General features: G+C 47.1%; 17 protein-coding genes. 11 read left to right on the top strand and 6 right to left on the bottom strand.

Annotated features, from left to right (window positions below; translation table 11 throughout):
• Window positions 1-364: 364 nt before the first annotated feature.
• A complete protein-coding gene (locus tag BMZ54_RS18025) occupies window positions 365-3,586 on the top strand; it encodes a SusC/RagA family TonB-linked outer membrane protein (protein WP_162277596.1) in 3,222 nt (1,073 codons plus the stop codon).
• Window positions 3,587-3,604: 18 nt separating this feature from the next.
• On the opposite strand, the gene BMZ54_RS18020 is transcribed toward BMZ54_RS18025, so the two are convergent.
• The 4 genes from BMZ54_RS18020 to BMZ54_RS18005 all read right to left on the bottom strand — a co-directional run bounded on the left by BMZ54_RS18020 (window position 3,605) and on the right by BMZ54_RS18005 (window position 7,674).
• Window positions 3,605-4,606: a helix-turn-helix transcriptional regulator gene (locus BMZ54_RS18020; RefSeq protein WP_089914915.1), complete on the bottom strand. Its 1,002-nt coding sequence runs from the start codon at window positions 4,604-4,606 to the stop codon at window positions 3,605-3,607.
• 456 nt (window positions 4,607-5,062) lie between these two features.
• Window positions 5,063-5,407: a hypothetical protein gene (locus BMZ54_RS18015; protein WP_089914912.1), complete on the bottom strand. Its 345-nt coding sequence runs from the start codon at window positions 5,405-5,407 to the stop codon at window positions 5,063-5,065.
• 627 nt (window positions 5,408-6,034) lie between these two features.
• Window positions 6,035-6,277: a hypothetical protein gene (locus BMZ54_RS18010; protein WP_089914908.1), complete on the bottom strand. Its 243-nt coding sequence runs from the start codon at window positions 6,275-6,277 to the stop codon at window positions 6,035-6,037.
• Between the two features lie 50 nt (window positions 6,278-6,327).
• The gene (locus BMZ54_RS18005) at window positions 6,328-7,674 is read right to left on the bottom strand and encodes an SH3 domain-containing protein (protein ID WP_143081055.1); all 1,347 of its coding nucleotides are present in this window, start codon (window positions 7,672-7,674) and stop codon (window positions 6,328-6,330) included.
• Between the two features lie 188 nt (window positions 7,675-7,862).
• On the opposite strand from BMZ54_RS18005, the gene xseA reads away from it, so the two are divergent.
• From xseA to BMZ54_RS17990, 3 genes are all read left to right on the top strand, one after another.
• Complete coding sequence (gene xseA, locus BMZ54_RS18000) at window positions 7,863-9,302, top strand: exodeoxyribonuclease VII large subunit (protein ID WP_089914900.1); 1,440 nt, start codon at window positions 7,863-7,865, stop codon at window positions 9,300-9,302.
• Window positions 9,280-9,495, top strand: coding sequence for an exodeoxyribonuclease VII small subunit (gene xseB / locus BMZ54_RS17995; RefSeq protein WP_089914897.1), 216 nt, complete (start codon window positions 9,280-9,282; stop codon window positions 9,493-9,495). The genes xseA and xseB overlap by 23 nt, the downstream gene beginning before the upstream one ends.
• Window positions 9,496-9,579: 84 nt before the next feature.
• A complete protein-coding gene (locus BMZ54_RS17990) occupies window positions 9,580-10,014 on the top strand; it encodes a hypothetical protein (RefSeq protein WP_089914894.1) in 435 nt (144 codons plus the stop codon).
• Between the two features lie 373 nt (window positions 10,015-10,387).
• Here the strand turns inward: BMZ54_RS17990 and dcd are convergent, their stop codons facing one another.
• On the bottom strand, window positions 10,388-10,924 hold the full coding sequence (gene dcd, locus BMZ54_RS17985) for a dCTP deaminase (protein WP_089914891.1): 537 nt from the start codon (window positions 10,922-10,924) through the stop codon (window positions 10,388-10,390).
• 124 nt (window positions 10,925-11,048) lie between these two features.
• Here dcd and BMZ54_RS17980 point away from each other — a divergent pair, with 124 nt between their 5' ends.
• The 7 genes from BMZ54_RS17980 to lpdA all read left to right on the top strand — a co-directional run bounded on the left by BMZ54_RS17980 (window position 11,049) and on the right by lpdA (window position 19,545).
• Window positions 11,049-11,732 (top strand): 4'-phosphopantetheinyl transferase family protein, encoded by a 684-nt coding sequence (locus BMZ54_RS17980; protein ID WP_089914887.1) that lies wholly within the window; start codon window positions 11,049-11,051, stop codon window positions 11,730-11,732.
• A 129-nt stretch (window positions 11,733-11,861) separates the two neighbouring features.
• Entirely contained in the window at window positions 11,862-12,371 is a 510-nt protein-coding gene (locus BMZ54_RS17975; RefSeq protein ID WP_089914885.1) for a shikimate kinase, read from the top strand.
• Window positions 12,361-12,750: a DUF423 domain-containing protein gene (locus tag BMZ54_RS17970; protein WP_238386609.1), complete on the top strand. Its 390-nt coding sequence runs from the start codon at window positions 12,361-12,363 to the stop codon at window positions 12,748-12,750. The genes BMZ54_RS17975 and BMZ54_RS17970 overlap by 11 nt, the downstream gene beginning before the upstream one ends.
• A gap of 149 nt (window positions 12,751-12,899) precedes the next feature.
• Entirely contained in the window at window positions 12,900-14,333 is a 1,434-nt protein-coding gene (locus BMZ54_RS17965) for an alpha/beta hydrolase family protein (protein ID WP_089914882.1), read from the top strand.
• 251 nt (window positions 14,334-14,584) lie between these two features.
• On the top strand, window positions 14,585-17,185 hold the full coding sequence (locus tag BMZ54_RS17960; protein ID WP_089914879.1) for an FtsK/SpoIIIE family DNA translocase: 2,601 nt from the start codon (window positions 14,585-14,587) through the stop codon (window positions 17,183-17,185).
• A gap of 101 nt (window positions 17,186-17,286) precedes the next feature.
• On the top strand, window positions 17,287-17,958 hold the full coding sequence (locus BMZ54_RS17955; RefSeq protein WP_089914876.1) for an outer membrane lipoprotein periplasmic chaperone LolA1: 672 nt from the start codon (window positions 17,287-17,289) through the stop codon (window positions 17,956-17,958).
• Between the two features lie 180 nt (window positions 17,959-18,138).
• Complete coding sequence (gene lpdA, locus BMZ54_RS17950; protein WP_089914873.1) at window positions 18,139-19,545, top strand: dihydrolipoyl dehydrogenase; 1,407 nt, start codon at window positions 18,139-18,141, stop codon at window positions 19,543-19,545.
• A gap of 165 nt (window positions 19,546-19,710) precedes the next feature.
• Here the strand turns inward: lpdA and BMZ54_RS17945 are convergent, their stop codons facing one another.
• Window positions 19,711-22,533 (bottom strand): S8 family serine peptidase, encoded by a 2,823-nt coding sequence (locus tag BMZ54_RS17945; protein ID WP_162277595.1) that lies wholly within the window; start codon window positions 22,531-22,533, stop codon window positions 19,711-19,713.
• Between the last annotated feature and the right edge of the window lie 129 nt (window positions 22,534-22,662).

The following is a 22,662-nucleotide window of genomic DNA, read 5'->3' as shown; positions in this document are numbered from 1 at the left end:
CTGGTTATTGTCGGTTAAAAGTAGTAAACAGGTTGCGATAGCTAATTATCAATTTGGAATTTTTTTTATGGTCATTTTAGACATTATAAAATTTATCGTTAATAACCTGCTTTTTTATGTAAATCTTGGTTGACCATTGGTACATTTCTCACATTTCTGCATCATAATATATAGAGAATGCATATTGGAATGCCGATTGTCACCGGCCAAACAACGTGCGCCCGTAAAAAAATGTAAAATGGCCAAAGTCATAACCAGAAGCCTATGCCGGCTTTTAATGATCCCTGTATGCTGTCTCTGTGCTTTTACACATACACCGGTTTTCGCTCAAAATAAGGATGTGAATGTGAATAAAACGATAAAGGTGACGCTAAACTTTAAACAACAGTCAGTCACCAGTATACTCGCTGAAATTGAAGAGCAGACAGGATTAAGGCTGCTCTACTCAAAAGACCTGGAAAAAGATCTTGATAAAAAGGCAAATTTAGTAGTCAACAATGAAGAGGTGAGGGGGGCATTACAGCGGCTGTTTGAACAAACGAGTCTCACTTTTAAAATTCAGGGCGGCTCTATTCTTATTATGAAAGGTGCGCCGGTGGTGCAGCAGCCGATGAACAGGGCTAATGCCTCCGCTGCAGGCGGACTATTGGAAGGAGTAGTAAAAGACACAGATGGTAACGTGTTACAGGGGGCTAATGTGGAGGTAAAAGGAACGCCGGCGGGTGCTGTGTCGAATGCAAAAGGTATGTTCAGGTTGTACAATGTGAAACCGGCAGATACGTTAACCGTTGCTCTTTTGGGCTTTAGAAGAAAGGAGGTATTGGCCGCCGGTAAAAGCATCGTTATATCCCTGGAGCCTTCAGTAAGCATCTTAGACGAAACCGTGGTCATAGCCTATGCTCCTACTTCTCAGCGCTTTTCTACCTATAACTTGTCTGTGGTGAAAGCAAAGAACATTACCATGCAGCCGGTCACCAATCCCCTGCAGGCGCTCGCAGGCAGGGTGTCGGGTGTGTTTATTCAGCAAGTGACGGGTTCGCCGGGCAGCGGCCAAAAGGTGAGCATACAGGGACTGAATAGTTTGCAGAAGAGTAATGATCCGCTTTATATAGTAGATGGTGTGGTTTTCACGGCGCGGTTGCCTTACACCCTCGCAATTATACAGGGAGGGTCGGGGAGTAATGGGTTGAATGTTGCCGGTGTGCAGCCCGGGGCAGGAAGCCCGCTGGAATATATTAACCCGGCAGATATTGAAACTATGATTGTGCTGAAAGATGCCGCTGCAGCGGCATTATATGGAAGCCGGGCGGCAAATGGAGCTATTATAATAACTACTAAAAAAGGTAAAACAGGTAAGCCTAGATATTACATCACTGCAGAAAGTGGATGGGGTGTAGTGGCGCGGAAAATGCGGCTGTTGAACACCACTCAATACCTTAAATTACGTGCTGACGCTTATGGCAATGATGGCAAGCCGGTACCCGGCGCCAGCACTTCTGCTGACCAGAATAATCTGGACCTTAGCCATTATGATTCCACACGTTATACTGACTGGCAGAAGGAGCTGATAGGCGGAACGGCACAATACCGTAACCTGCATGCCGCTGTTTCCGGTGGCGGTAGCTTTGCAAAATACTACGCAAGTCTGGGCCATCACCGTCAAACTACGGTTTTCCCCGGTGACCTCGGCGATAGTAAAACATCGCTGCATGTTAATCTAGAACATGGATCTGAAAATACAAGGTTTAAGATGTTATTGACAACCGATTACCTGCAGGGAAACACAACATTGATCGCAGAAGACCTCACAAAAGATGCAATGTCGCTGGCGCCTAATGCGCCGGCAGTAAAGAGTGCGGATGGGACGCTAAACTGGGATACCTTGCCCAACGGGGATGCCGGATGGACAAATCCCCTGGCGTATCTAAAGCAGCGTTACCATAACACCACCAGCAACCTGCTTACCGCAGCTACGCTTAGCTATGAGCTTCTTCCGCGTGTGAACATCAGCAGCGCATTCGGCTACAACCGCCTGCAGGCAAATGATAAGCTGGCCATGCCGCTAAGCGCTTATACGCCGCAGGAACGTTTTTCCCGGCAAAGCACACTACAGGTAGCTGCAGCAAGCTTACATACCTGGACTATGGACCCACAGCTTAGCTTTCATACTACAACCCCTAACAGTACATATAGCGCAGCTATAGGCTACACTTTCCAGGAGCAGAATGCCACTCGTACTGCTATTGAAGGAAAAGGTTTTGCCATGGAAGATCAGATGACGGACATTGCTGCTGCAATGAGTAAGGACACAGGCAACAATAATGCCTATTACCGCTTTAGCGCCATATACGGCGCTTTTAACGGCAAATGGAGCGATCGGTATATTGTATCGCTTTCCCTAAGGCAGGATCGTAGTTCCCGGATGGGGAAAACAAACCGCTCCCATATCTTCGGGTCAGCTGCCGCTGCCTGGATTTTTACGAAAGAAAAGCCGGTGCAGCGTATGCTGCCTTTTTTGAGCTTTGGCAAATTAAGAGCTGCTTATTGCTTCACCGGTAATGATGGAGTATTGGAAGAGGAAACCTTTGCGTCCAGTACGCTTCTTGGCAACAGGCCGCAACAGCAATGGGAAGAGATCAGCAAGTTTTCACCCGGGCTGGATCTGGGCTTCTGGGCTGACAGGCTGCTGATAGGAGTAACCTACTATCATAACCGTTCTTCAAACCGCCTACTGGATTATACGGAATCTACGGTAACCGGGCAGCCGGCATTTCCGCGCAGCCTTAGCGCCCTGGTGCAGAATACGGGCTGGGAGCTGGAGATACAGGCAACAGAAATACCTGTTGGCAAATGTAAATGGAGCGCTGAGGTTAGTTTAACTATTCCCCAAACCAGGTTGCTGGCCTTTAATGATCTGGAGAATAGCTCCTTTAAATATGACTATGCAGTAAGGCAGCCGGTTAATCTGGTGCGTGCGTATCAGTTTGCCGGTGTTGATCCGGAAACAGGACTAAACCGCATATTTAACCGGAAAGGTGAAATACTTGCGGCGGGTACTTTAGGAGAACCGGAAGACCGGGTGGTTAACATAGATCTGGGCCCGCGTTTTTACGGGGGGCTACATAACCAGATTACCTATAAGACGTTTGCGCTGGATGTATTTTTTCAGTTCGTTAAGCAGCAAGGCCCGTTGTATAATTGGGGAGATCAGCCCGGGCAATTCAGCAGCATAGCCAATACCGGCAACCAGCCGGCAGCTGTGCTGAATGCATGGCATAAAACAGGTGATATTACCAGCATATCCAAGGCAAGTAGCGTCTGGACTAAAGAAACTAACGCGTCTTATATAAATGGCATGTTCAGCACTGCTGTTTATGGCGATGCTTCTTATATAAGGTTAAAGAACCTTTCACTGTCATATACTTTCAATAAACCGGGAGGTTATGACGCAAAGCTTACCTGCTTTATACATGCGCAAAACCTGTTAACTGTTACGCGTTATAAGGGGCTGGATCCAGAAACAAAAAGCGCAGTGTCGCTGCCCCCGTTAAAGATGATCTCACTGGGTGCTAACCTCGCTTTTTAAAATAATGGATCATTCAGGTTAAACCCCGTTCTTATACCTTTCCGGGTACAGCCGCATTTCGTTAGGGGAGCAGCCCATGTAATTGCGGAAAGCCCGGGAGAAGTTAGACACATCCGTATAGCCTAACTGCAGGGCAATATCTCGTATGGCATCTATGTCCAGCAGCACTAATTGCAGGGCTTTTAAAATGCACTGCTGCTGTACAAAATCACCCAGGGATATATCGCATTGCTTTTTAAAATTCACCTTTAAGGCTGAAGGGCTGATGGTAAACCGTTTCGCCAGGCTATCCAGGCTGCACTCATGGATATGAGGATACTCAATAATATAATGTTTAACGGCCAGGATGGTTTTGGCAGTTTTGGAGGCTTGTATACTGTCTAAGTAATGGGTGAGGGTAATTTCCTCGTCGTAGGCGCTTAACAGCCGGTAGATGTGAGCCTTCATTTCCAGGTACAGGGAATGGCCGGTTTTATTGCTCTGGTATATCTCATGCAGTATGTTTTTAACTTTCCCGTTCATCCGGGCGGGGAATAATACGCCGCCGGTGGTGTTGGCATCGTACAAGTTCTGCATCATTTTTTGCAGTGGGGTGTGTGCGGAGAGCAGGTCTTTCAGGTAAGCAGGCCCTATTTCTATATGCATAGACTCACTGATACCACAGGGAGGGTGCAGGGAATAGGAGCCGTTGGTCAGGTAAAAGAGGTGGTAGCGGGATGCTTCCAGCAGTACCTTATCCCGGTTGTTTAACCGGCATATGATCTCACCTTCCCGGGTGTACTGCAGGGCCACGGTAGGCTTTTCCCAGCAAACGTAAAGCTTTACCGGTTTGGTAATATTAAAAACAGTAATGTAAATATTATAGTCTGCTGTTTTTAATTCTTGTATAATGATGTTACCAAAGTCGTATTCTTTACAAATGATAGTAGCCCAGGATACCAGGCGTTCTTTAAGCACTTTGGGTACCGGTACGGCTTCACCAGTATCATGCACCTGCTGAGGGGTATTCGATATTTGCATAAGTGTTAAAATTGGCTGCGCTACGGCTTGAGGGAACAGCAGCGCATTAAAAAAATCCGGTCACAAAAGATATTGGCTCTGATAGTACAAATTAAGCCATGGCGCTGCAATAGGACGGCAGGGGTAGGATATTTATATTAAAGCTGTTTCAGACAATTATTGTTTGCTGCCGGGTTCGTGTACGGGTGATGCCGTTGCCGCCAAGCACACATTCCCATCCTGGCATTCATTAATATCCCGGCCCTGGTCACCTTCATAGCAAGCACTCGTATTGGGAAGCAGGAATTTACATAATCATCAGATATCATGACCAGCGGTGTGAACTCAATGCTGCTTTATATAATAACAGGATTTTTCTGATGCGGGATCTCTGGTCTCCATTGTTTTCATAAGCATTAGTAAAACCTTCTTTAGCTATATAAGATTAATCAGCGGTTAACAATAGCCATATCCACATCACTCTCTCACAAATAAATGCGGCCGCTCCAATATCAGCTCATCATACTCCGCATACAACTGTTTTACAAAAGCATCTATATCCTCCTTTTGTAATTCAAAAACAATAAAGTCCCATTTATCCCTGCTAAATGCAGTGCCGTTGGAATGTATTTCATGGAGTTCTTCAAAATCTATTCCCTGGGTATTGTCTTTTGGAAAGCCAATAACATCTAAAGCAATATCAAATAAGTTTAGCTGATCAAATGCATCGATCTGAACACCGGCAATGGCCAGCAAATTGAGTTGTTCTCTAACTTCCACGTGTTTTGTGATCAGATCTTTTACAATGGCAAAATTCAACATGGCAACAATTTTTAGTAGGTATTAACTTTTACGGCTTTTGGCACAATAGCATCATCTGAGAAGGCCATAGGCCTCTCGTTCAATGGTTTTTTTAGTAAATATACTAAAAATATTAGTAAAGAAATAATTCCTAGACAGACGATACAAGACCCCTTAGATCAGCCTGGTCTTTATCTATTCAAAAAATTCCATCTTAAATGCCCTTCCCAAACGGAATGGAGGGAGCCTGAATGCCATGTTTTTCCTTAGTGAGCCCTAGTCGAATGTAGTTAATTCGTACTCATGTGAATGAATAAGCTTTATTAATAATGTTATTTATGTTTGCCGATTAACGGGTTAAGCTTTGGGCAAGTGAGTATTCAAGTACACACATAAGCTCAGCCATGTTGCTATCAAATTCTAATACGTTAACCCTTAAATGTAGCGGTAGGCCTTTGGTCCAGTAAAATAATTGAAGGCCTTGTGTAGCCTTCACTTTAAAGAAGCCCAGGTGCTGTATAAGCCGGCCCCAGAAAACCCCTTTTACTTTACCAACATACAGAACTTTTGAACTATGATCTATTTTAGATTTTAGGGCGGGAGTAGCCTTTCTCTCAGTAGATGCCTTGTAGCTATTTAAAGCTTCAATTATCCGTAAACCTTCAGTATCTGATATGATTTCAAACCAGTATAATGCAGGGCCATTCTTTCTTTTAATCTGTCAAAAATTTTCTTAAATTTTTCAGCTTGTCTGATATCTATAAAGTTGAAATCCTCAAGATCTGAACAGTTAATGTCGAAGGAATATTCATTTGCCCCCTTAGCTTGAACACCTTCCAGGCTTTTGATAGCTGTTCCAATAAAGTCTTGTAAATATTCAATATTTGTCATGATTATATTTAAATGATGAAGTGCCGATTTTTAAAGCTGGTTGCTTATCATTAGGATTCGCTTAAAGCATTCGCTATCCTGTTTTGGAACTTTCCTATTGCCGCAATAAAGTGTGTGAAACTATCAAATGCTCCGCGTTTAGAAGTCGTGATTATTTCATGTACACCGGAATTTGATCGTATGGTATACTCAGAATATGAACAAATCGGAAGCTGCCGGTTATCATTGAATCGTCTGTCAGGAGTGCCATTCTTATTCAGGTATTTCCAGGTATGCCCAACAACTATTGCATCCGGGGAAAGGGGTTCTTCTTCAATAAAACGTGTGATTTTGGAATCAATCGTTAAAGATTTATAAAATACCGCAGCAAAATGGTTGTTTCTCTTGATGATTAAACGTTCAGGGAAAAAATACAGCTGTGTGTTCCGGAGATTAATATTGGGAATCTTTACGTTTGTGATAAATGTGGAGGACGGTTTTTTGTCATTATATACGCTTTTTACCCCTATCCGGGTAATCAATTTTCCCGCACCTGCATTGTATTTATAACTGTTCGAATATTGCGAGTGTAAATATTGCCATACTCTTTTACTTTGGGTAAGTTCGCTAAAATGCACTATAAACTTTTCATATACTTCCGCAATACTTTCATCCATATCGTAGTATATCTCAGTTAGCATTCTCTTTTTATCAATTTTTTTTAATTGATAACAAAGCAAAGAGAAGAATAACATGCCAGCTAAGAACCACTTTATGAAGCTATCTGATTCTACCTCAAAGCCAGAATAGGTGCGTTTATTGATGTTTAAAGAATCTATGGCCGCAAATTCCCTGGAAACATACGCATTCATTCCCCCATGATTTATTTCATACCAGTTTGTATTTGTGGAATCAACGAGATCAAATTTATCACCTTCGAGGGCGCCTCCTACAACAGCACTCTTTTTGTCTGGATTTAACCTGATATTTATGCCTGTCTTAGCTTCTTTAATGGTAACAATATATTTTTTGTCATAAGTGACTTTAGCAATTCGGTTATAATGTGCAATAAGAAAAATACAGAAGAGAATCGCTGGTAAAATGCCGAACCAATTTAAATATGAAGATCGGCTAGACTTGATATTTAATTCATCAATAAAATCTTTAGAATCAATATCTGTTAATTGATCAACCGGAGCAGATGTAATAGTGTGTTGTGTTATATTATCATCTCCCTGTTGATAATAAGTATGGGGCTGTGATGGTGTGTAGGAAATATCACCCGTAATCTTTTTTCTGTAGTAAATACCATCAGCACGCAAATTAACGTAGGTACGCGTATCTTTTTTATTAGTGCCGGGATGAGTCATTTCAAAGGAGGATATTGCATTCGTGGATTTTCTAAATGACCAATTCATAGGGATTAATATTTTAGGGTAAATAAGAATAGGGGCCTTCAATCTAAATTGGTCAAAATCGATTTAAATATAAGAAAAAAATAAATAGCTACCATGCTGGCATCCTATATCATATCAAACTGATCCCCATACTTCCAATAAAAACGCTTTTATTTGTACTCGCAGAATGCCAACAACCTTTAGAGTACATGTCCAATACACCGCCCATCAGATTATCTGACCTTACCAACAGGATCCAGCAAGCCATCAACAATGTGTTTGCCGGGCAAACGTATTGGATCATTGCAGACATTACCAACTACTCTTACTACCAGCAAAAAGGCTATCACTACTTTGACCTGGTAGAAAAACAGGAAGGCACTGCCGGCATCATTGCAAAAGTAGCCGCTGTAGCCTGGGGCGCCGGCGCCGATAAGATCAAAGATTTTGAGCGTATCACCGGCCAGGTATTTCAGAACGGTATCAATGTATTGGTAAAGGTATCCGTGAACTATCACAACCAATATGGCCTGCAGATAACGGTACTGGATATAGACGCCAATTTCACCATCGGTTTACTGGAACAGCAGAAACAGGCGGTATTAGCCAGGCTGCTGACAGAAAACCCTGAATTCATTCAGAAAGCCGGCGACCAATACATTACCCGCAATAACCGGTTGGCATTAAACTGCGTCATCCAGCAGGTAGCTGTAGTATCCTCCGGCAACTCCGCCGGTTACCAGGATTTTAAGCATACGCTGGACAATAACCGTTTCGGATACCGGTTTATCATTCATCCATACTTCACGGCGGTACAGGGTGAAGAAAAAGCGGAGCTGCTGCAACAGCGCCTCATAGATATTTTTAATACAGGCACGCCTTACGATGCAGTAGTGATCATCAGGGGAGGAGGCGCCCAAACAGATTTCCTCATTTTTGATACCTACCGTTTAGGTAAAACAGTGGCCCGGTTTCCAATACCCATTATTACCGGTATCGGCCACCAGAAAAATGAAACCGTGGTAGACCTTATGGCGCACAGCCCTACCAAAACGCCTACCAAAGCAGCAGAGTTCATTATTGCCCACAATAAGGCATTTGAAGATGAAGTGATCAATCTGCAAAAGACTATCCTGATAAAGTCGCAGCAATTGTTCTCTGCCCGCTCCCAGTCTTTATCAGCCCTCAATAGCATGATCGTGAACCAGGCCCGCACCATGTTGTCTAGGCATAAGGATCAGCTGCAGGGTTATAACCAAACCGTCATCAATACCACGCAATCCATCCTGTTAAGCAAACACAGGGAGCTGCTGACAGTATCCGGCCAGGTACTGTCAAAACCTACCATCATGGTAGCGCATAAACGGAATGAGCTGGAAAATATAACAGCTAATATTACATCCTTCAACCGGATGTATTTTCAAAACAAACGCAGTGAGCTGGAACATCACAAAACCGTTTTCCGCTTAATGAGCCCTGCCAGCATTTTAAAACGGGGTTTTGCCCTGGTGTACCAGGATGGTAAAGTAACGGCTAATCCGGATACCATCAAGCCCGGCAGCAACATCCAGGTAGTATTGAACAGCGCCACGCTCAACGCCACTGTCACCGCAAAAAATGAAACCAATGGAACAGCATTTGACATATGAAGCTGCCTACAATGAATTAAGGGCCATCGCCGCCGATATCGAAACCGGATCCGTACCTGTTGATATTTTGGCCGAGAAAGTAAAACGGGCCGCCGTGCTCATTGAATTTTGCCAGCAAAAGTTACGCTCAACAGAGGCAGAGGTAACCAACATCATTAAACAAATGGAGCAGCATAATGCCGGCAGTAAATAAAAAACCTGCTTCAAATTTTAAAACCAACCCAAGAAATACTATTTTGTGTAAATCAACCATTAAGAACCAACCAAATCCTATTTGATGCCTATAACGAGATGCTCACTACAAAAACAGCAATCCCTGGAAGCCGTATATTCAGCATTGGTGAATGATGCCAACAGCCCGGTATGGGCCGAGATCGGCTACACGATGTTAGCCTTCCTGGAGCTGATCAACAAAACCTTCCCCGGAACACCACTCTGGGGCCTTACCTCGCACGACCGCCTGGTACTCTTAACCAACGACGATGCCTATTCCACCTGGTGGGTCATCATCAGCTGCCTGGGACAAAAAGAGATCTACTTTGAATACCTGATGCCCTCCGAAAAGGCCCCCTGGCCCGGCGCAACCGTACGCGGAAGCGCAGCCTCCCTCGAAGAAGCCAAACGTTACCTCATCATCGCTATGAAAGAAAGCGGCGGCTGGCCCAACAACCCCGAACTCGAAACCCAATGGCAGGAAGTAATGGCACAGTAAAGCAGCCTAAGCGTAGTAAAGGAATAAATGTAATACAAGAAAGTATGCAGTAAAGAAAAGTATGCAGTAAAGAAATGTGTTGTCAAGAGGTAGCGTAATAAAGCAATAGTGTAGTAAAAAAGGCCTCCAACCTCCTCCTCCGCACCCCCAACACAAAGGCCTCCAACCTACTCCTCCGCACCCCCACCACAAAGGTCTTCATCCTCCGCCTCCCGCAGGTTTCGAAAGACGAACCTTTGCCCGGCGCGCCACGCTTGATACCGCCCAAAAAAATTCCCGCAGCCCCCACGACAACCAAACGCCCAATAGCCATCCAAACAGGCGGGCGCAGTTCGTCTTCGAACCTGCGGGAAAAAAGAAAGATGAAGAACCTTTAAAACTCATTCTTCCACATCATACTCTCCACCGGCCTCACCGTTCTCCCATTATACTTCGCATTCCCCTTCTTATTATAAAACGTCTTTACTTCTCCCTCCACCACAAAATAGATCAGCTGCCCGATCGGCATGCCTGCATAGATCCTCACCGGCTGTGCGCAGGAGATCTCCAGCGTCCAGGTATTACAGAAACCCACATCCCCTTTACCGGCTGTAGCATGAATATCGATCCCTAAGCGCCCGGTGCTGCTCTTACCCTCCAGGAAAGGCACATGCGCATGCGTTTCCGTATACTCCTCCGTAACGCCTAAATACAACGTACCCGGCTGCAGCACAAATCCTTCTGCCGGTATCTCAAAATGCTCAATTTCATTATGCGCCCGCGCATCCAGCACCCGGTCCTTATAGGTAGCAAGGTATTTCCCCAGGTGCACATCATAAGAATTTGTGCCCAGGAATTTCCGGTCGTAAGGCGAAATAACAATAGTGCCCTTTTCAATTTCTTCGAGGATACGTGTATCAGACAGGATCATAAGTGAGTGGTTAGTTTGAATTGAGCAGAAAGCGTAAAGCTAAAAGCATAAAGGTAAAGCCTGGTGCAAAACATAATCAGCTTTCGCTTTTTGCTTTCAGCTTTCTGCTTTAATTTGCCAAGATATGCCATTAATACGTACCATACAAATGGATCAGGCTACCCGGCTGGGAGTGTGGAAAATTGGTGAACAAGAGGCATTCTTCCGGACCCGCGTCAATATTTCCCCGGAAATACACCACCCGCATAAACGCCTGCAGCACTTTGCCGGCCGTTACCTGCTGCTGGAGCTGTTCCCGGAATTTCCCGTGCAGCACATCCGGCTCATGAAAAGCCGGAAGCCTTACCTGCCGGATGATAGCTTTCACTTTTCCATATCCCACTGCAGGGATCATGTGGCCGTCATCGTCAGTAAAAAGTACGCCGTAGGCATCGATATAGAAGCTATGCAGCCCAAGGTGGGCAAGATAGCGCACAAGTTCCTGGGGCCGGCAGAACAGGCGTTCATAGACCGGGAACATACCCTGGCCCATCAAACGGTTTGCTGGAGCGCCAAAGAGGCCATCTATAAATGGTATGGCCTGGGAAGCGTTGATTTTAAAGAACATATGCAGCTGGAACCCTTCGATTTCCGCCCCGCTGGATTCATTACCGCTAATTTTAACAGGACAGATAAAAATGCACGGTTATATTTGCAATATGTAGTGGAAGGGGAGTTGTGCCTGGCCTGGACGGCTAAAGAGGAAGAAGTTGGCAGTCCGCAGTTGGCAGTTAGCAGTCAGGGAACAACTACTGCATCGAACGGCTAACTGGCAGTCCGCAGTGGGCAGTTGGCAGTCAGCGAACAACTACTACAATAAAACAGTCAATTGAACATAACGCAGGCGACTGCAAACTGGAAACTGCCAACTGGCAACTATTTACTAAATTCTATTAACTTGAAAATATTTCTAATCGGCTTCATGGGCGCCGGAAAATCTTATTGGGGCAAACAATTAGCAGAGCATTGGAGCCTACCCTATTACGACCTGGACGAAATTATTGTGGCAGAAGAAGAAATGGCCATCAGCGATATCTTCGCCACCAAAGGAGAAGACTATTTCCGCGAACGCGAAAGCGCCACCCTGCGTGGGCTGGTACAACGGGAAGAGGCCTTCCTGGTATCCTGCGGAGGGGGCACACCCTGCTTCCAGGATAACATGGACTTCATGAATAATAATGGCACCACCGTATGGCTTAATCCCTCCGTACCCGTTATGGTTGAGCGCCTGCAGCGTAAAAAGTATAAACGTCCTCTTATACAGGACCTGCCGGATGAAGACCTCACCGACTTCATCGAAAAAAAGCTGGCAGAGCGGCAGCCCTTCTACCAGCAGTCAAAGCACATCATAGAATCGGATCATATATCACTGGATACATTTGAAAAAGAATTAAAGCATGATGCATAAGGGTTTTTTAGTGTGGGCAGCAGCGTTAGGCGCCCTGGCCGTTATATTGGGCGCATTCGGTGCGCACAAGCTTAAAGAGCTGGTACCGCCGGAAACCGTAAGCACCTTCCAGACAGGTGTTACTTACCAGTTCTATCACGTATTTGCCTTACTGGCAGTAGGAATATTATACGCACACATCCCCACACCACAGCTTATCTGGGCCGGGCGTTGCTTCATTATCGGTATCATCCTGTTTTCAGGTTCGCTGTATTTATTTACCATCCTGAAAATGACCAATAATGTAGGTCTCCGCAGCTTTGGTCTCATTACGCCTATCGGCGGACTGGTATTCATTGCCGGATGGATCTCCCTGTTACTGGCAGTACTGAAAAAGTAATGTTAATGTTAATGTTAATTTGCTGATGTGCTAATATGCTAATGTGCTGGTATATTTGATGAATGTTATTTCATCTCCATATAATTCTCAACACATTAGCATACCATACGTCATTAAAGCATTATTAGCATACACCAGCACACTAAATCATGCTCAAATACTCCTTCCTCATATTCTTTTGCGCGTTTGCACTAATCGCCTCCGCCCAGGAAAATGAACACAACATTTCAGGTTCCTGGTACGGCATGACCGGCAACACCATGGGCGAAAAACAACGCCTCATGATAGTGCTGGAAAAGACCAGGCATGGCTACAAAGGCCAGCTCAAAAGCCCCGACAGAACAGATGTTTCACTGCCCATGGATAGCGTAGACTATACCGCCGGTACACTACGGTTCCGGGTAAACGTGGTCGACATCAGCTTCAAGGGAGGATGGGACGCCGCTAACCACCGCTTTGGCGGCATACTTACCCAGGGCGGACAGCAGGCGCCGTTAAACCTGTCGCAGGACCAGATCAAAGCAGCCGATGTATACCGCCGCCCACAGGATCCGCAGGGGCCCTTAGGTTACCGGGAGGAAGGAGTGATGTTCACCAGCCAGGAAGAGGAAGGCATTGCCCTGTCAGGAACCTTTACCCGTCCGGATAGCTCCCGGCAATATCCCGTGGTGATCCTGCTAAGCGATGCAGGCCCGCAGAACCGCAATGAAGAAATGGTAGGCCATAAAACTTTTGGCGTACTGGCCGATTACCTTACCCGCAGGGGCATTGCCGTGCTGCGCTGGGACGATCGCGGTACCGGCGGCAGCAAAGGGGATTATGATGATGCTACCTTTGAGGACCTGGCAGCCGATGTACGCGCCGCCATTGCCTACCTGCGTCAGCGGAAAGATGTAGACCCCGGCAAAATTGGCATCTTAGGCCACGGGGAAGGCGCCTCCATTGCCGCCATGGCAGCCAGCCGGCCGGAAGACAGCATTGCATTTGTAATTTCCCTGGCAGGCGCTGGCTTACCAGCCCGCCAGCTGCAGGAAGTGCAAATGGCACAGGTGCTCCGCGCCTCCATGCCGCAAAAAGGCGATTCGGCTATTACCCGTTATATAAAATATACCCAGCCCTGGTTCAAAATGCTGGCTACGGAAACCGATCCGGATGTAGCCCAGCAAAAAAGCCGGGAGCTGTTAAAGGATATGTACCGCAAGCTGGTAGGTAATCCCATGCCGGCAGAGGAGGAGAAGTACATTGAGCGGCTCATTGCCCTGCAAACCACGCCGCACAGCTTATCTGCCGTACGCTTTGATCCGCTCACTTACCTGCAAAAGATCAAATGCCCGGTGCTGGCGCTCAATGGCAGCCGGGATATTGTAATGGATGCCAACCTGCAGCTGCCCGCCATTGAAAAAGCAGTGCTTACGGGTGGCAACCAGCAGATCACCGCCCATAGCCTGGATGGCCTGAACCACCTCTTCCAGCAATGTAAAACCTGCACCACCTCCGAATACGTTACCCTGGATCAAACCATGGACCCGGCCGTACTGGACTTCATTACCCGCTGGGTGCAGGCCGTGGTGAACCTGAATTAAGGTATTGGCATTTGTTAACGGGTTAATATCCTTGTGGGGATACTATATTAATTATATAGCCGTTTTAGGGGGATGATAGCCATTTTAAGAGCAACCAGCACATCAGCATACCAACACGTCGGCACATTCATGCCTGTATACCAGCACATTAGTACATCAACACATTAGCATTGGTACTTATCCGCAGATTTGCACATGTGCACATCTGCACACTGCACATTAAAATTTCTTCCTATTTTTGACCTCGTATTATGTCAAAAAATAAATTAAAAACGGAAAAACCTGACAGTAAAAAGCCGCCGCGCAAGGAACAACCGGATGTGAATGTGCTCAAAAAAGACAAAGAGGCCGATGTAAAGGTCAAAGAGCTGGTCAAAGATGAACGCACACATAAGGTATTGGGAATGATATGCCTGCTGCTGTCCGTGTACTTTTTCATCGCTTTCACCTCCTACCTGTTCACCTGGGAAGAAGACCAGGACAAAGTGTTCCGCTATGCAGCCAATGTGCTGTTTATGAACGATGTAAAGGTCGATAACCTGCTGGGCAGGCTGGGCGCCTTTGTATCCCACTGGTTCTTCTACGGCGGGTTTGGCGTAGCCTCTTACTTTTTCTGCTACCTCACTTTTATATTAGGGATTAACTTTATTGTAGGCCGCCGCGTATTCCGCGTATGGCGCAATATCAAGCATATCTTATTCGGCCTGCTGTTCATCAGCAGTGTAATGGCCTTCATAGCCATCCACGACGGTTTCCCCTGGGGAGGCGCCGTAGGCGATGCCATTAACCGCTGGAGCATTGGCTTCATCGGCAAAACCGGTACAGCGCTCATGCTGTTGGTGGCCGGTCTTTCCTGGCTGGTATGGAAGTTCAACTTCGATTTCAAATGGCCGGAGCGTAAGCCCCGCCCTGAAAAAGCAGCCGTGCCCATACCTCAGCCGGAACCTGTAATGGAAGAAGCGCCGGTGATCAATGGCAAAGGCAAGCGTAAAAATGGTGTGAAGGGCGATGCCGGTGTAATGGTGATCCCGCCTGCAGCAGAAACAGATGCCGAAGCAGAGGAAATGCAGCTGGTAGAAAGGGCCGATGTGAAATCCGGTATCACCTACATTCCCCCCGCAGCAACCATACCCCCGGTGATGGAAGAAGAGGAGGAAGAGCTGGAAGAAGAAGAGGAGGAGGAAGAAGAAGATCCGGGGCCGCTCTTATACATAGAGGAAACCGTAGAGCCCACACCTAAAAAGAAACGCACCCCGCCCGAAGAAGTGGCCTTTGAAATAAAAGGATTCAGTGACGCGGAAGAAGAAATAGACGAGGAGGTAGAGATCCAACGGGAACCTGTACACGCCGATCCCTATGATCCCCTGCTGGACCTGCGCGATTACCTGTATCCCGCCCTGGACCTGCTGGATACCCACGCCAATGAAAAGATTGTGCAGGATGCCACGGAGCTGGATAAGAACAAGAACCAGATCATTGACACGCTTAAGAACTACGATATCTCTATCCAGAAGATCAGCGCCACAGTAGGGCCTACCGTTACGCTGTATGAGATTGTGCCCGCCGCAGGTGTGCGCATTTCCCGTATCAAGAACCTGGAAGATGATATTGCATTAAGCCTTTCCGCACTAGGCATCCGCATTATTGCGCCAATACCCGGTAAAGGCACCATTGGTATTGAGGTGCCGAATGTGAAAAAGAGCATTGTGTCCCTCAAAGCGCTGTTGGCCTCTGAAAAGTTCCAGCAGAACAATATGGACCTGCCCATTGCCATTGGTAAAAAGATCGATAACGAAAACTTCATTGCCGACCTGGCCAAAATGCCGCACCTGCTCATGGCCGGTGCTACGGGTCAGGGTAAATCCGTGGGCATTAACACCCTGCTGGTATCCCTGTTATATAAAAAACATCCCTCCCAGCTGAAGTTTGTACTGGTAGATCCCAAGAAAGTGGAGCTAAGCCTGTACAAGCTCATTGAAAAACATTTCCTGGCCAAGCTGCCGGGTGAGGAAGATGCCATTATCACCGATACCAAAAAGGTGATCCATACCCTCAATGCATTATGTATTGAGATGGATGTGCGGTACGATCTGCTCAAAGAAGCAGGCACCCGTAACATCCGCGAGTATAACGCTAAGTTCGTGCAGCGCCGCCTGAACCCGCAGAAAGGTCACCGTTACCTGCCTTTCATAGTGCTGGTGATAGATGAGTTTGCGGATCTGATCATGACCGCCGGTAAGGAAGTGGAAATGCCCATAGCCCGTTTGGCCCAGCTGGCCCGTGCCGTAGGTATTCACCTGATCATTGCCACACAGCGCCCGTCCGTGAATATTATTACCGGTACCATTAAGGCCAACTTCCCGGCCCGTATTGCCTTTAAGGTATCCTCTAAAATAGATAGCCGCACCATCCTGGATATTGGCGGGGCAGAGCAGCTGATAGGGCAGGGTGATATGCTGGTGTCCTTTAACGGGGAGCTGGTGCGCCTGCAATGCGCCTTTGTAGATACGCCGGAGGTAGAGAAAGTGGCAGAGTTCATTGGCGGGCAGCGCGGTTACCCGGAAGCCTTTATGCTGCCGGAGTATGTGGATGAAAAAGAGCTGGAAGGTAAAGAATTCAACCTGCAGGACCGCGACACACTGTTCGAGGAAGCTGCCCGCGTTATAGTACAGAACCAGCAGGGCTCCACCTCGCTGTTACAGCGCCGCATGAAGCTGGGCTACAACCGCGCCGGCCGTTTAATGGACCAGCTGGAAGCCGCCGGCATCGTAGGCCCCAATATGGGTTCAAAAGCAAGAGACGTGCTGGTAAAGACGGAAGCCGACCTGGAAGAGATCCTGAACAGCTTTTAACATAATTTTAAGGACGCTAACAGCTAATTTCGCGGTCGCCGCCAGCCAGCAGCTGCTGATGGCATAACATTTGACTTAGAAACATTACATTAAATAAGATAATGATGAAGAAAATTGTATTAGTAGGTATGTTGATGGGAGGCGTGGTATTAAGCGGTATGGCCCAAACCCGCGGCAGCCTGGGGCAAAATGATCCGAAAGCAAAGACGGTGCTGGATAATGTGAGCAAGAAATTTCAAACCCTTAAAACCGTCGTAGCCAACTTTGTGCTGAAAGTACAGGGCGGCAACAACAGCGTAAGCGATTCCAAGAAAGGTACCGTGTACCTGAAAGGATCTAAATATAAAGTGAGCATGGAAGGCCAGGAAATTATCAGCGATAATAAAACCTCCTGGACTTACGCGAAAGATGTGAACGAAGTAACCATCAATAACGTAGACCAGTCAGCCACTACCATTACACCGGCAAAACTGTTCACCAATTTCTACGACAAGGATTTCCTGTATCGCCTGGAAGGGGAGAGCACCGAAAAAGGTAAAACCCTCCAGAATATAGAAATGACGCCCACCGACAAATCCAAGAACATCTTTAAAGTGGTGCTGTCTGTTGATAAAAAGAACCAGAACATAGCCAAAATGAAGGTGTTTGAAAAGAACGGTAACCAGTATACTTACGAAATTACCAGCTTTACACCCAACACCGCCGTTACAGACGCTACTTTCACCTTCGATCCTAAAAAGTATCCCGGCGTAGAAGTAGTAGACCTGCGATAAGCATATAGCTCAAAGCATAAAGCAAAAAGCTGATTGCATAGGACATTCGTCTGGCAATCAGCTTTTTCGTTTCTGGCTAAGCGGGTTACACTTTATAAATATTCCCGTTGATCAGCTTTTTGCTTTATCCTTTCAGCTTTTTGCTATCTTTGGCAAGTTTTTGACTTAAAATTAAGCATTATGGCATACGACGTAATCGTAATAGGTAGCGGCCCCGGCGGATATGTGGCTGCTATCCGGGCTTCACAGCTGGGATTTAAAACGGCTATAGTTGAGCGGGAAAGCTTAGGCGGTATCTGTTTGAACTGGGGATGTATCCCAACCAAAGCATTACTGAAATCAGCACAGGTTTTTGAATATATACAACACTCCAAAGATTACGGCATTACCGTAGGTAGTGCACAGGCGGATTTTGACGCTGTAGTTAAGCGTAGCCGCGGCTCCGCAGACAAAATGAGCAAGGGCGTTCAGTTCCTGATGAAGAAGAATAAGATAGATGTGATCATGGGCACTGCCACCGTAAAAGGTAAAGGCCAGATCGAAGTGAAGGACAAGGACGGCAAAACTGCAACCCACGAAGCAAAGCATATTATACTGGCTACCGGCGCCCGCGCCCGTGAGCTGCCCAACCTGAAAATAGACGGCAAAAAGGTGATCGGCTACCGTGAAGCAATGGTGCTGCCCCAGATGCCTAAATCCATGATCGTAGTAGGTTCCGGCGCTATCGGCGTAGAATTTGCCTACTTCTATCACACCATGGGCACTAAAGTAACCATCGTTGAGTTCATGCCCCGCATAGTACCGGTAGAGGACGAAGACATCTCCAAAGAGCTGGAAAAGATCTACAAGAAGAAAGGCATTGAAATAATGACCAACGCTTCTGTAGAAGCAGTAGAAGCCAGCGGTAACGGCGTAAAAGCCAAAGTAAAAACCCAGACCGGCGAAGTAACCCTGGAAGCAGATGTGGTACTCAGCGCGGTAGGTATTACGGCCAACATCGAGAACTTAGGCCTGGAAGCCCTGGGCATTAAAACCGACAAAGGAAAAGTATTAGTTGATAAATACTACCAGACCAACATCCCGGGCGTATACGCCATTGGCGATATGGTACCTGGCCAGGCCCTGGCGCACGTAGCCTCCAAAGAAGGTATCATTTGCGTGGAAGCCATTGCCTACAACGAAAAGAAATACGCACACAAACCGGAACCCATTGACTATAACAATGTACCGGGTTGTACCTACTGCTCACCTGAAATTGCATCTGTAGGTTATACAGAGAAAGCAGCCAAAGAAGCAGGTTACGAAGTTAAAGTAGGCAAATTCCCCTTCACTGCCTCTGGTAAAGCAACTGCTGCCGGTGCAACAGAAGGTTTCATTAAAGTGGTGTTTGATGCTAAATACGGCGAGTGGCTGGGTACTCACATGATCGGTGCGAACGTAACAGAGATCATTGTACAATCTGTAACCGCCCGCAAGCTGGAAACCACCTACCAGGAAGTGCTGGATTCCATTCACCCGCACCCCACTATGAGCGAATCTGTAAAAGACGCTATAGAAGTGGCTTACGGCGAAGCAATACACCTATAAGAGTTAATTACGAATTATTCAATTACGAATTACGAATTGGATCGAAACGGATCCGTATTTGTAATTCGTAATTTTTTTTATACTATTCTCAATTCATCCGCTCCAATCTCCGATGCATTATAATTCGTAATTCGTAATTGAATAATTCGTAATTCCAACTGCGAACTACAGCTTCACGAACCGCCTCACAAACACCCTCTTCCCACCCTCATAAACCGCCAGCACATACCCGCCCGGCGCCAGCGCGCTCACATCAATACTTTCCTGCAGGTTATCCACAATGAGCCTGCGCACCAGCCGCCCGCTCATGTCCACGATCTGGCAGGTACGCTCCAGCGGCTCCCGGCTTACCAGCTGCAGGCTGGTAGTAGCAGGGTTCGGGAATAATAAGAATGCATTGGCCGGCCCAATGATAAGAGCCTGTACGGTATCCGAATACAACATGCGCCCATCCTGGGTTTCCAGCCGTACGCGGTAATAGTTGACACCTTCCTGCGGCGAGGTATCGGAGATCGTATAATCATTGCTGCCGCTAACAGGAGTGGATTGCAGCTGCATAAATGTATTGCCGCTCAGCCGTTCCCACCAGATGGTTTTCAGGTTATACAGGCTGCCCAGACTAAGCGTAAGCCGCACCTGCGCATTATCCTGCGGGTCTGCCAGCAGGCTGGATACATAGCAGCTCAGCCCCTGGTTGCGGTAATCAAGGCCGTAGCTTTTTATGCCGGTCCACCCATCGGGGTGAATGGCGCTTACGGCAAACCAGGTAGCGCTTACACTTTGTTTGGGAATTAAAACAAAGGTATCACGGGTACGCAGGTACGTTTCCAGGAACTGTGCGCCCAGCGCATATACCTCGTATTCATCTGCACCCGGTACAGCCGGCCAGTATAGCAGGGTAGAATCAGCACAATCAAAACCTACATGCAGCTCCGGAGCAGGGGAAATATAAAAAGCCGCGCTGGTATAAGTGGTATCGGTAGTTTGCATACGCAGCCAGGCTTTGGAAAAAGTGCCGGGCGTTTGCCAGTTATAGGTACCGGTTGCCAAAAGCTGGTTTAGGGCAATAGGCTGCCAGGTAATACTATCCCGGCTATACGAAAGATCACCGCTGCCGCTAAGGTTCGTAGCCCAGCGCAGCGGCACATTAGTGCCCGCGCTAAGATTGCTTTGCGGGGCTGGGTTATCCCAGCGGAAATATTGCCGGGGAATAAATTCATATGCAATGTAAAAGGTTTGCGGCCCGCGGGGCACCGCCCGGCCATTAACATGTATAAATACCCCGCCGGAAGGATTATCCACGGTTACCTGCTCCGTATTATTCAGTGTATCGCGTCCGCGGCGGGCCTGCGCCAGCAGGGAGTCTGCAGCAGGATAGGTGCTCAGCACCCAGGGATCATAACGGATATTGGAATTATCGGTTACCCAAAGGTCCAGGTCATTTACCAGCGCTTTGGGCGCATTTACTGCCGCAGCAGGATCAGCCCAGCCTAAGGTTACCTTTAGCTGCTGCATGCCGGCCGGCACATTAATAAAAAAGTCCTGGGTAGCGCCGGTAGCTACCACGCCGCTGGCAGCCCGCTGCTCTTTTACTGTATTGATGGCCTTTAGCGCATTAATGGCCCCAAAGCCGGTCTGGTAATCCACCTGCGGAGTACCAATATCATCAGCGCTGTTGATCAATATGGTTTTCAGCAAAGCGGCTGCAGGCGTTCTGCCATATTGCTGTATATAGGCGTCCTGCACCAGGGTGGCTATGCCGCTGGTAAGCGCCGCTGCGTTGGAAGTGCCATCCAGCCCATATGCTACCAGCTCTGGTTTTACACGCCCATCGTAAGCCGGGCCTTTGGCGCTGAGCGCAGGCAGGTTATTTTCTCCGTCCGTACCGCCGGCAACCAGCACATTCTTGGCCTGTTTGTAAGTGCCGGAAAGATTGGCTACGCCTGCTATACCACTGTACATGCCATCTGTGGGCGCCTGGTTCCCGTCATTACCGGAAGAAAATACATGCAGCAGCGTGTCCATGCTAAGGGCTTGCTGATCGTATGCTACGGCTTCTGCGCCATAATAGTTTTCTATGCCGGTACCATAGGAATGGTTTTGCACACGCACATGTAGCTGCCCGTAAAGGGCCGCATCATCCGGTAAAAGCGAGGTATTGAAATCAGAGGATGTTAAACGCGCCCGCACAGCTGCACCCCTGCCTTCCGGGCCGGTATTGCCTGCTCCGGCAATAATGGTAGCCATAATAGTGGCATGTATATCAACCTGGGTAGCTGCTATACCCCCATCTGTGTAACGGCCGGTAAGGTCTGTATCTGTAGTATCAAAAATATTTTCTTTGAGGGATACTGTCATGTTTTGCCCCTGCAGGTTAGGGTACAATTGCTGCACGGTGCTTACCCGGTTCAGGGTCATATCATTACTGGGAATAATGATCTCTGTTTTAGGCTTGCGCAAGGCATCTGCAAAGCGGATCACAGGTTGCGATATAAAGCGTGGCCAGTCGGCCTGTTTTACCTTTACCACAGCAAAGCGGCCGGCCAGTACCCGCTGCACGCTGCAAAAGGCAGGTTGCTGCCCGCTGCTGTCCAGCTGTACCTGCAGGGCCAGGCTATCAGCGGCACGCAGTTTTTCCAGCCTTTGTAACAATCCTTCACTGCATTTCCAGTTATCATTGGCCACATAAGTGTACACTACATTGCGCAATAAAGCGGTGTCCCTGACCGGTTGTTGCAGGATGTAATAAAAGCGGTTAATGGTTTTTACAATACCATATGACTGCAAAGAAGAAACACCGGGATATACGCGAAACTTTACCAGGTAAAAAACGGATTTATGACTGCTGTCTTGTACGGTTTTAGCAGCTGGTAAAACCCCATACCGTTGCAATAAGGTATCATTACCAGTGGCTTGCCGGGCCTGTAATGATTGGGAAGCATAGAGGAACAGCAGCACCCATAGTGATCTGGCAATGATGTGTGTCATGTAACGGAATATAATTGCAGTGTGCATAATAAAACTAATGCAATTAAAGCAGCATCCCAATTTTTTATAAACAGGGCTGAAAATGTTTTTTTAAATTATGCTAATGTTGTAATATTGAAAGCAGAAAAA

It is taken from the genome of Chitinophaga rupis (genome assembly GCF_900109685.1).
GTDB classification, from domain to species: domain Bacteria; phylum Bacteroidota; class Bacteroidia; order Chitinophagales; family Chitinophagaceae; genus Chitinophaga; species Chitinophaga rupis.
The sequence above is the reverse complement of the archived record's forward strand: the minus strand, read 5'-3'. Positions and strand labels throughout refer to the sequence as shown.

Bases quoted from the DNA above. Each gene is read 5' to 3' on its own strand.
- BMZ54_RS18015 (WP_089914912.1), bottom strand. From the start codon at position 5,407: ATGTTGAATTTTGCCATTGTAAAAGATCTGATCACAAAACACGTGGAA.
- xseB (WP_089914897.1), top strand. From the start codon at position 9,280: ATGGAACAGCATTTGACATATGAAGCTGCCTACAATGAATTAAGGGCC.
- BMZ54_RS17980 (WP_089914887.1), top strand. From the start codon at position 11,049: ATGCCATTAATACGTACCATACAAATGGATCAGGCTACCCGGCTGGGA.
- BMZ54_RS18010 (WP_089914908.1), bottom strand. From the start codon at position 6,277: ATGACAAATATTGAATATTTACAAGACTTTATTGGAACAGCTATCAAA.
- BMZ54_RS18005 (WP_143081055.1), bottom strand. From the start codon at position 7,674: ATGAATTGGTCATTTAGAAAATCCACGAATGCAATATCCTCCTTTGAA.
- BMZ54_RS17990 (WP_089914894.1), top strand. From the start codon at position 9,580: ATGCCTATAACGAGATGCTCACTACAAAAACAGCAATCCCTGGAAGCC.
- BMZ54_RS17970 (WP_238386609.1), top strand. From the start codon at position 12,361: ATGATGCATAAGGGTTTTTTAGTGTGGGCAGCAGCGTTAGGCGCCCTG.
- lpdA (WP_089914873.1), top strand. From the start codon at position 18,139: ATGGCATACGACGTAATCGTAATAGGTAGCGGCCCCGGCGGATATGTG.
- BMZ54_RS17945 (WP_162277595.1), bottom strand. From the start codon at position 22,533: ATGACACACATCATTGCCAGATCACTATGGGTGCTGCTGTTCCTCTAT.
- BMZ54_RS17960 (WP_089914879.1), top strand. From the start codon at position 14,585: ATGTCAAAAAATAAATTAAAAACGGAAAAACCTGACAGTAAAAAGCCG.
- BMZ54_RS18020 (WP_089914915.1), bottom strand. From the start codon at position 4,606: ATGCAAATATCGAATACCCCTCAGCAGGTGCATGATACTGGTGAAGCC.
- BMZ54_RS17965 (WP_089914882.1), top strand. From the start codon at position 12,900: ATGCTCAAATACTCCTTCCTCATATTCTTTTGCGCGTTTGCACTAATC.
- BMZ54_RS17955 (WP_089914876.1), top strand. From the start codon at position 17,287: ATGATGAAGAAAATTGTATTAGTAGGTATGTTGATGGGAGGCGTGGTA.
- dcd (WP_089914891.1), bottom strand. From the start codon at position 10,924: ATGATCCTGTCTGATACACGTATCCTCGAAGAAATTGAAAAGGGCACT.
- xseA (WP_089914900.1), top strand. From the start codon at position 7,863: ATGTCCAATACACCGCCCATCAGATTATCTGACCTTACCAACAGGATC.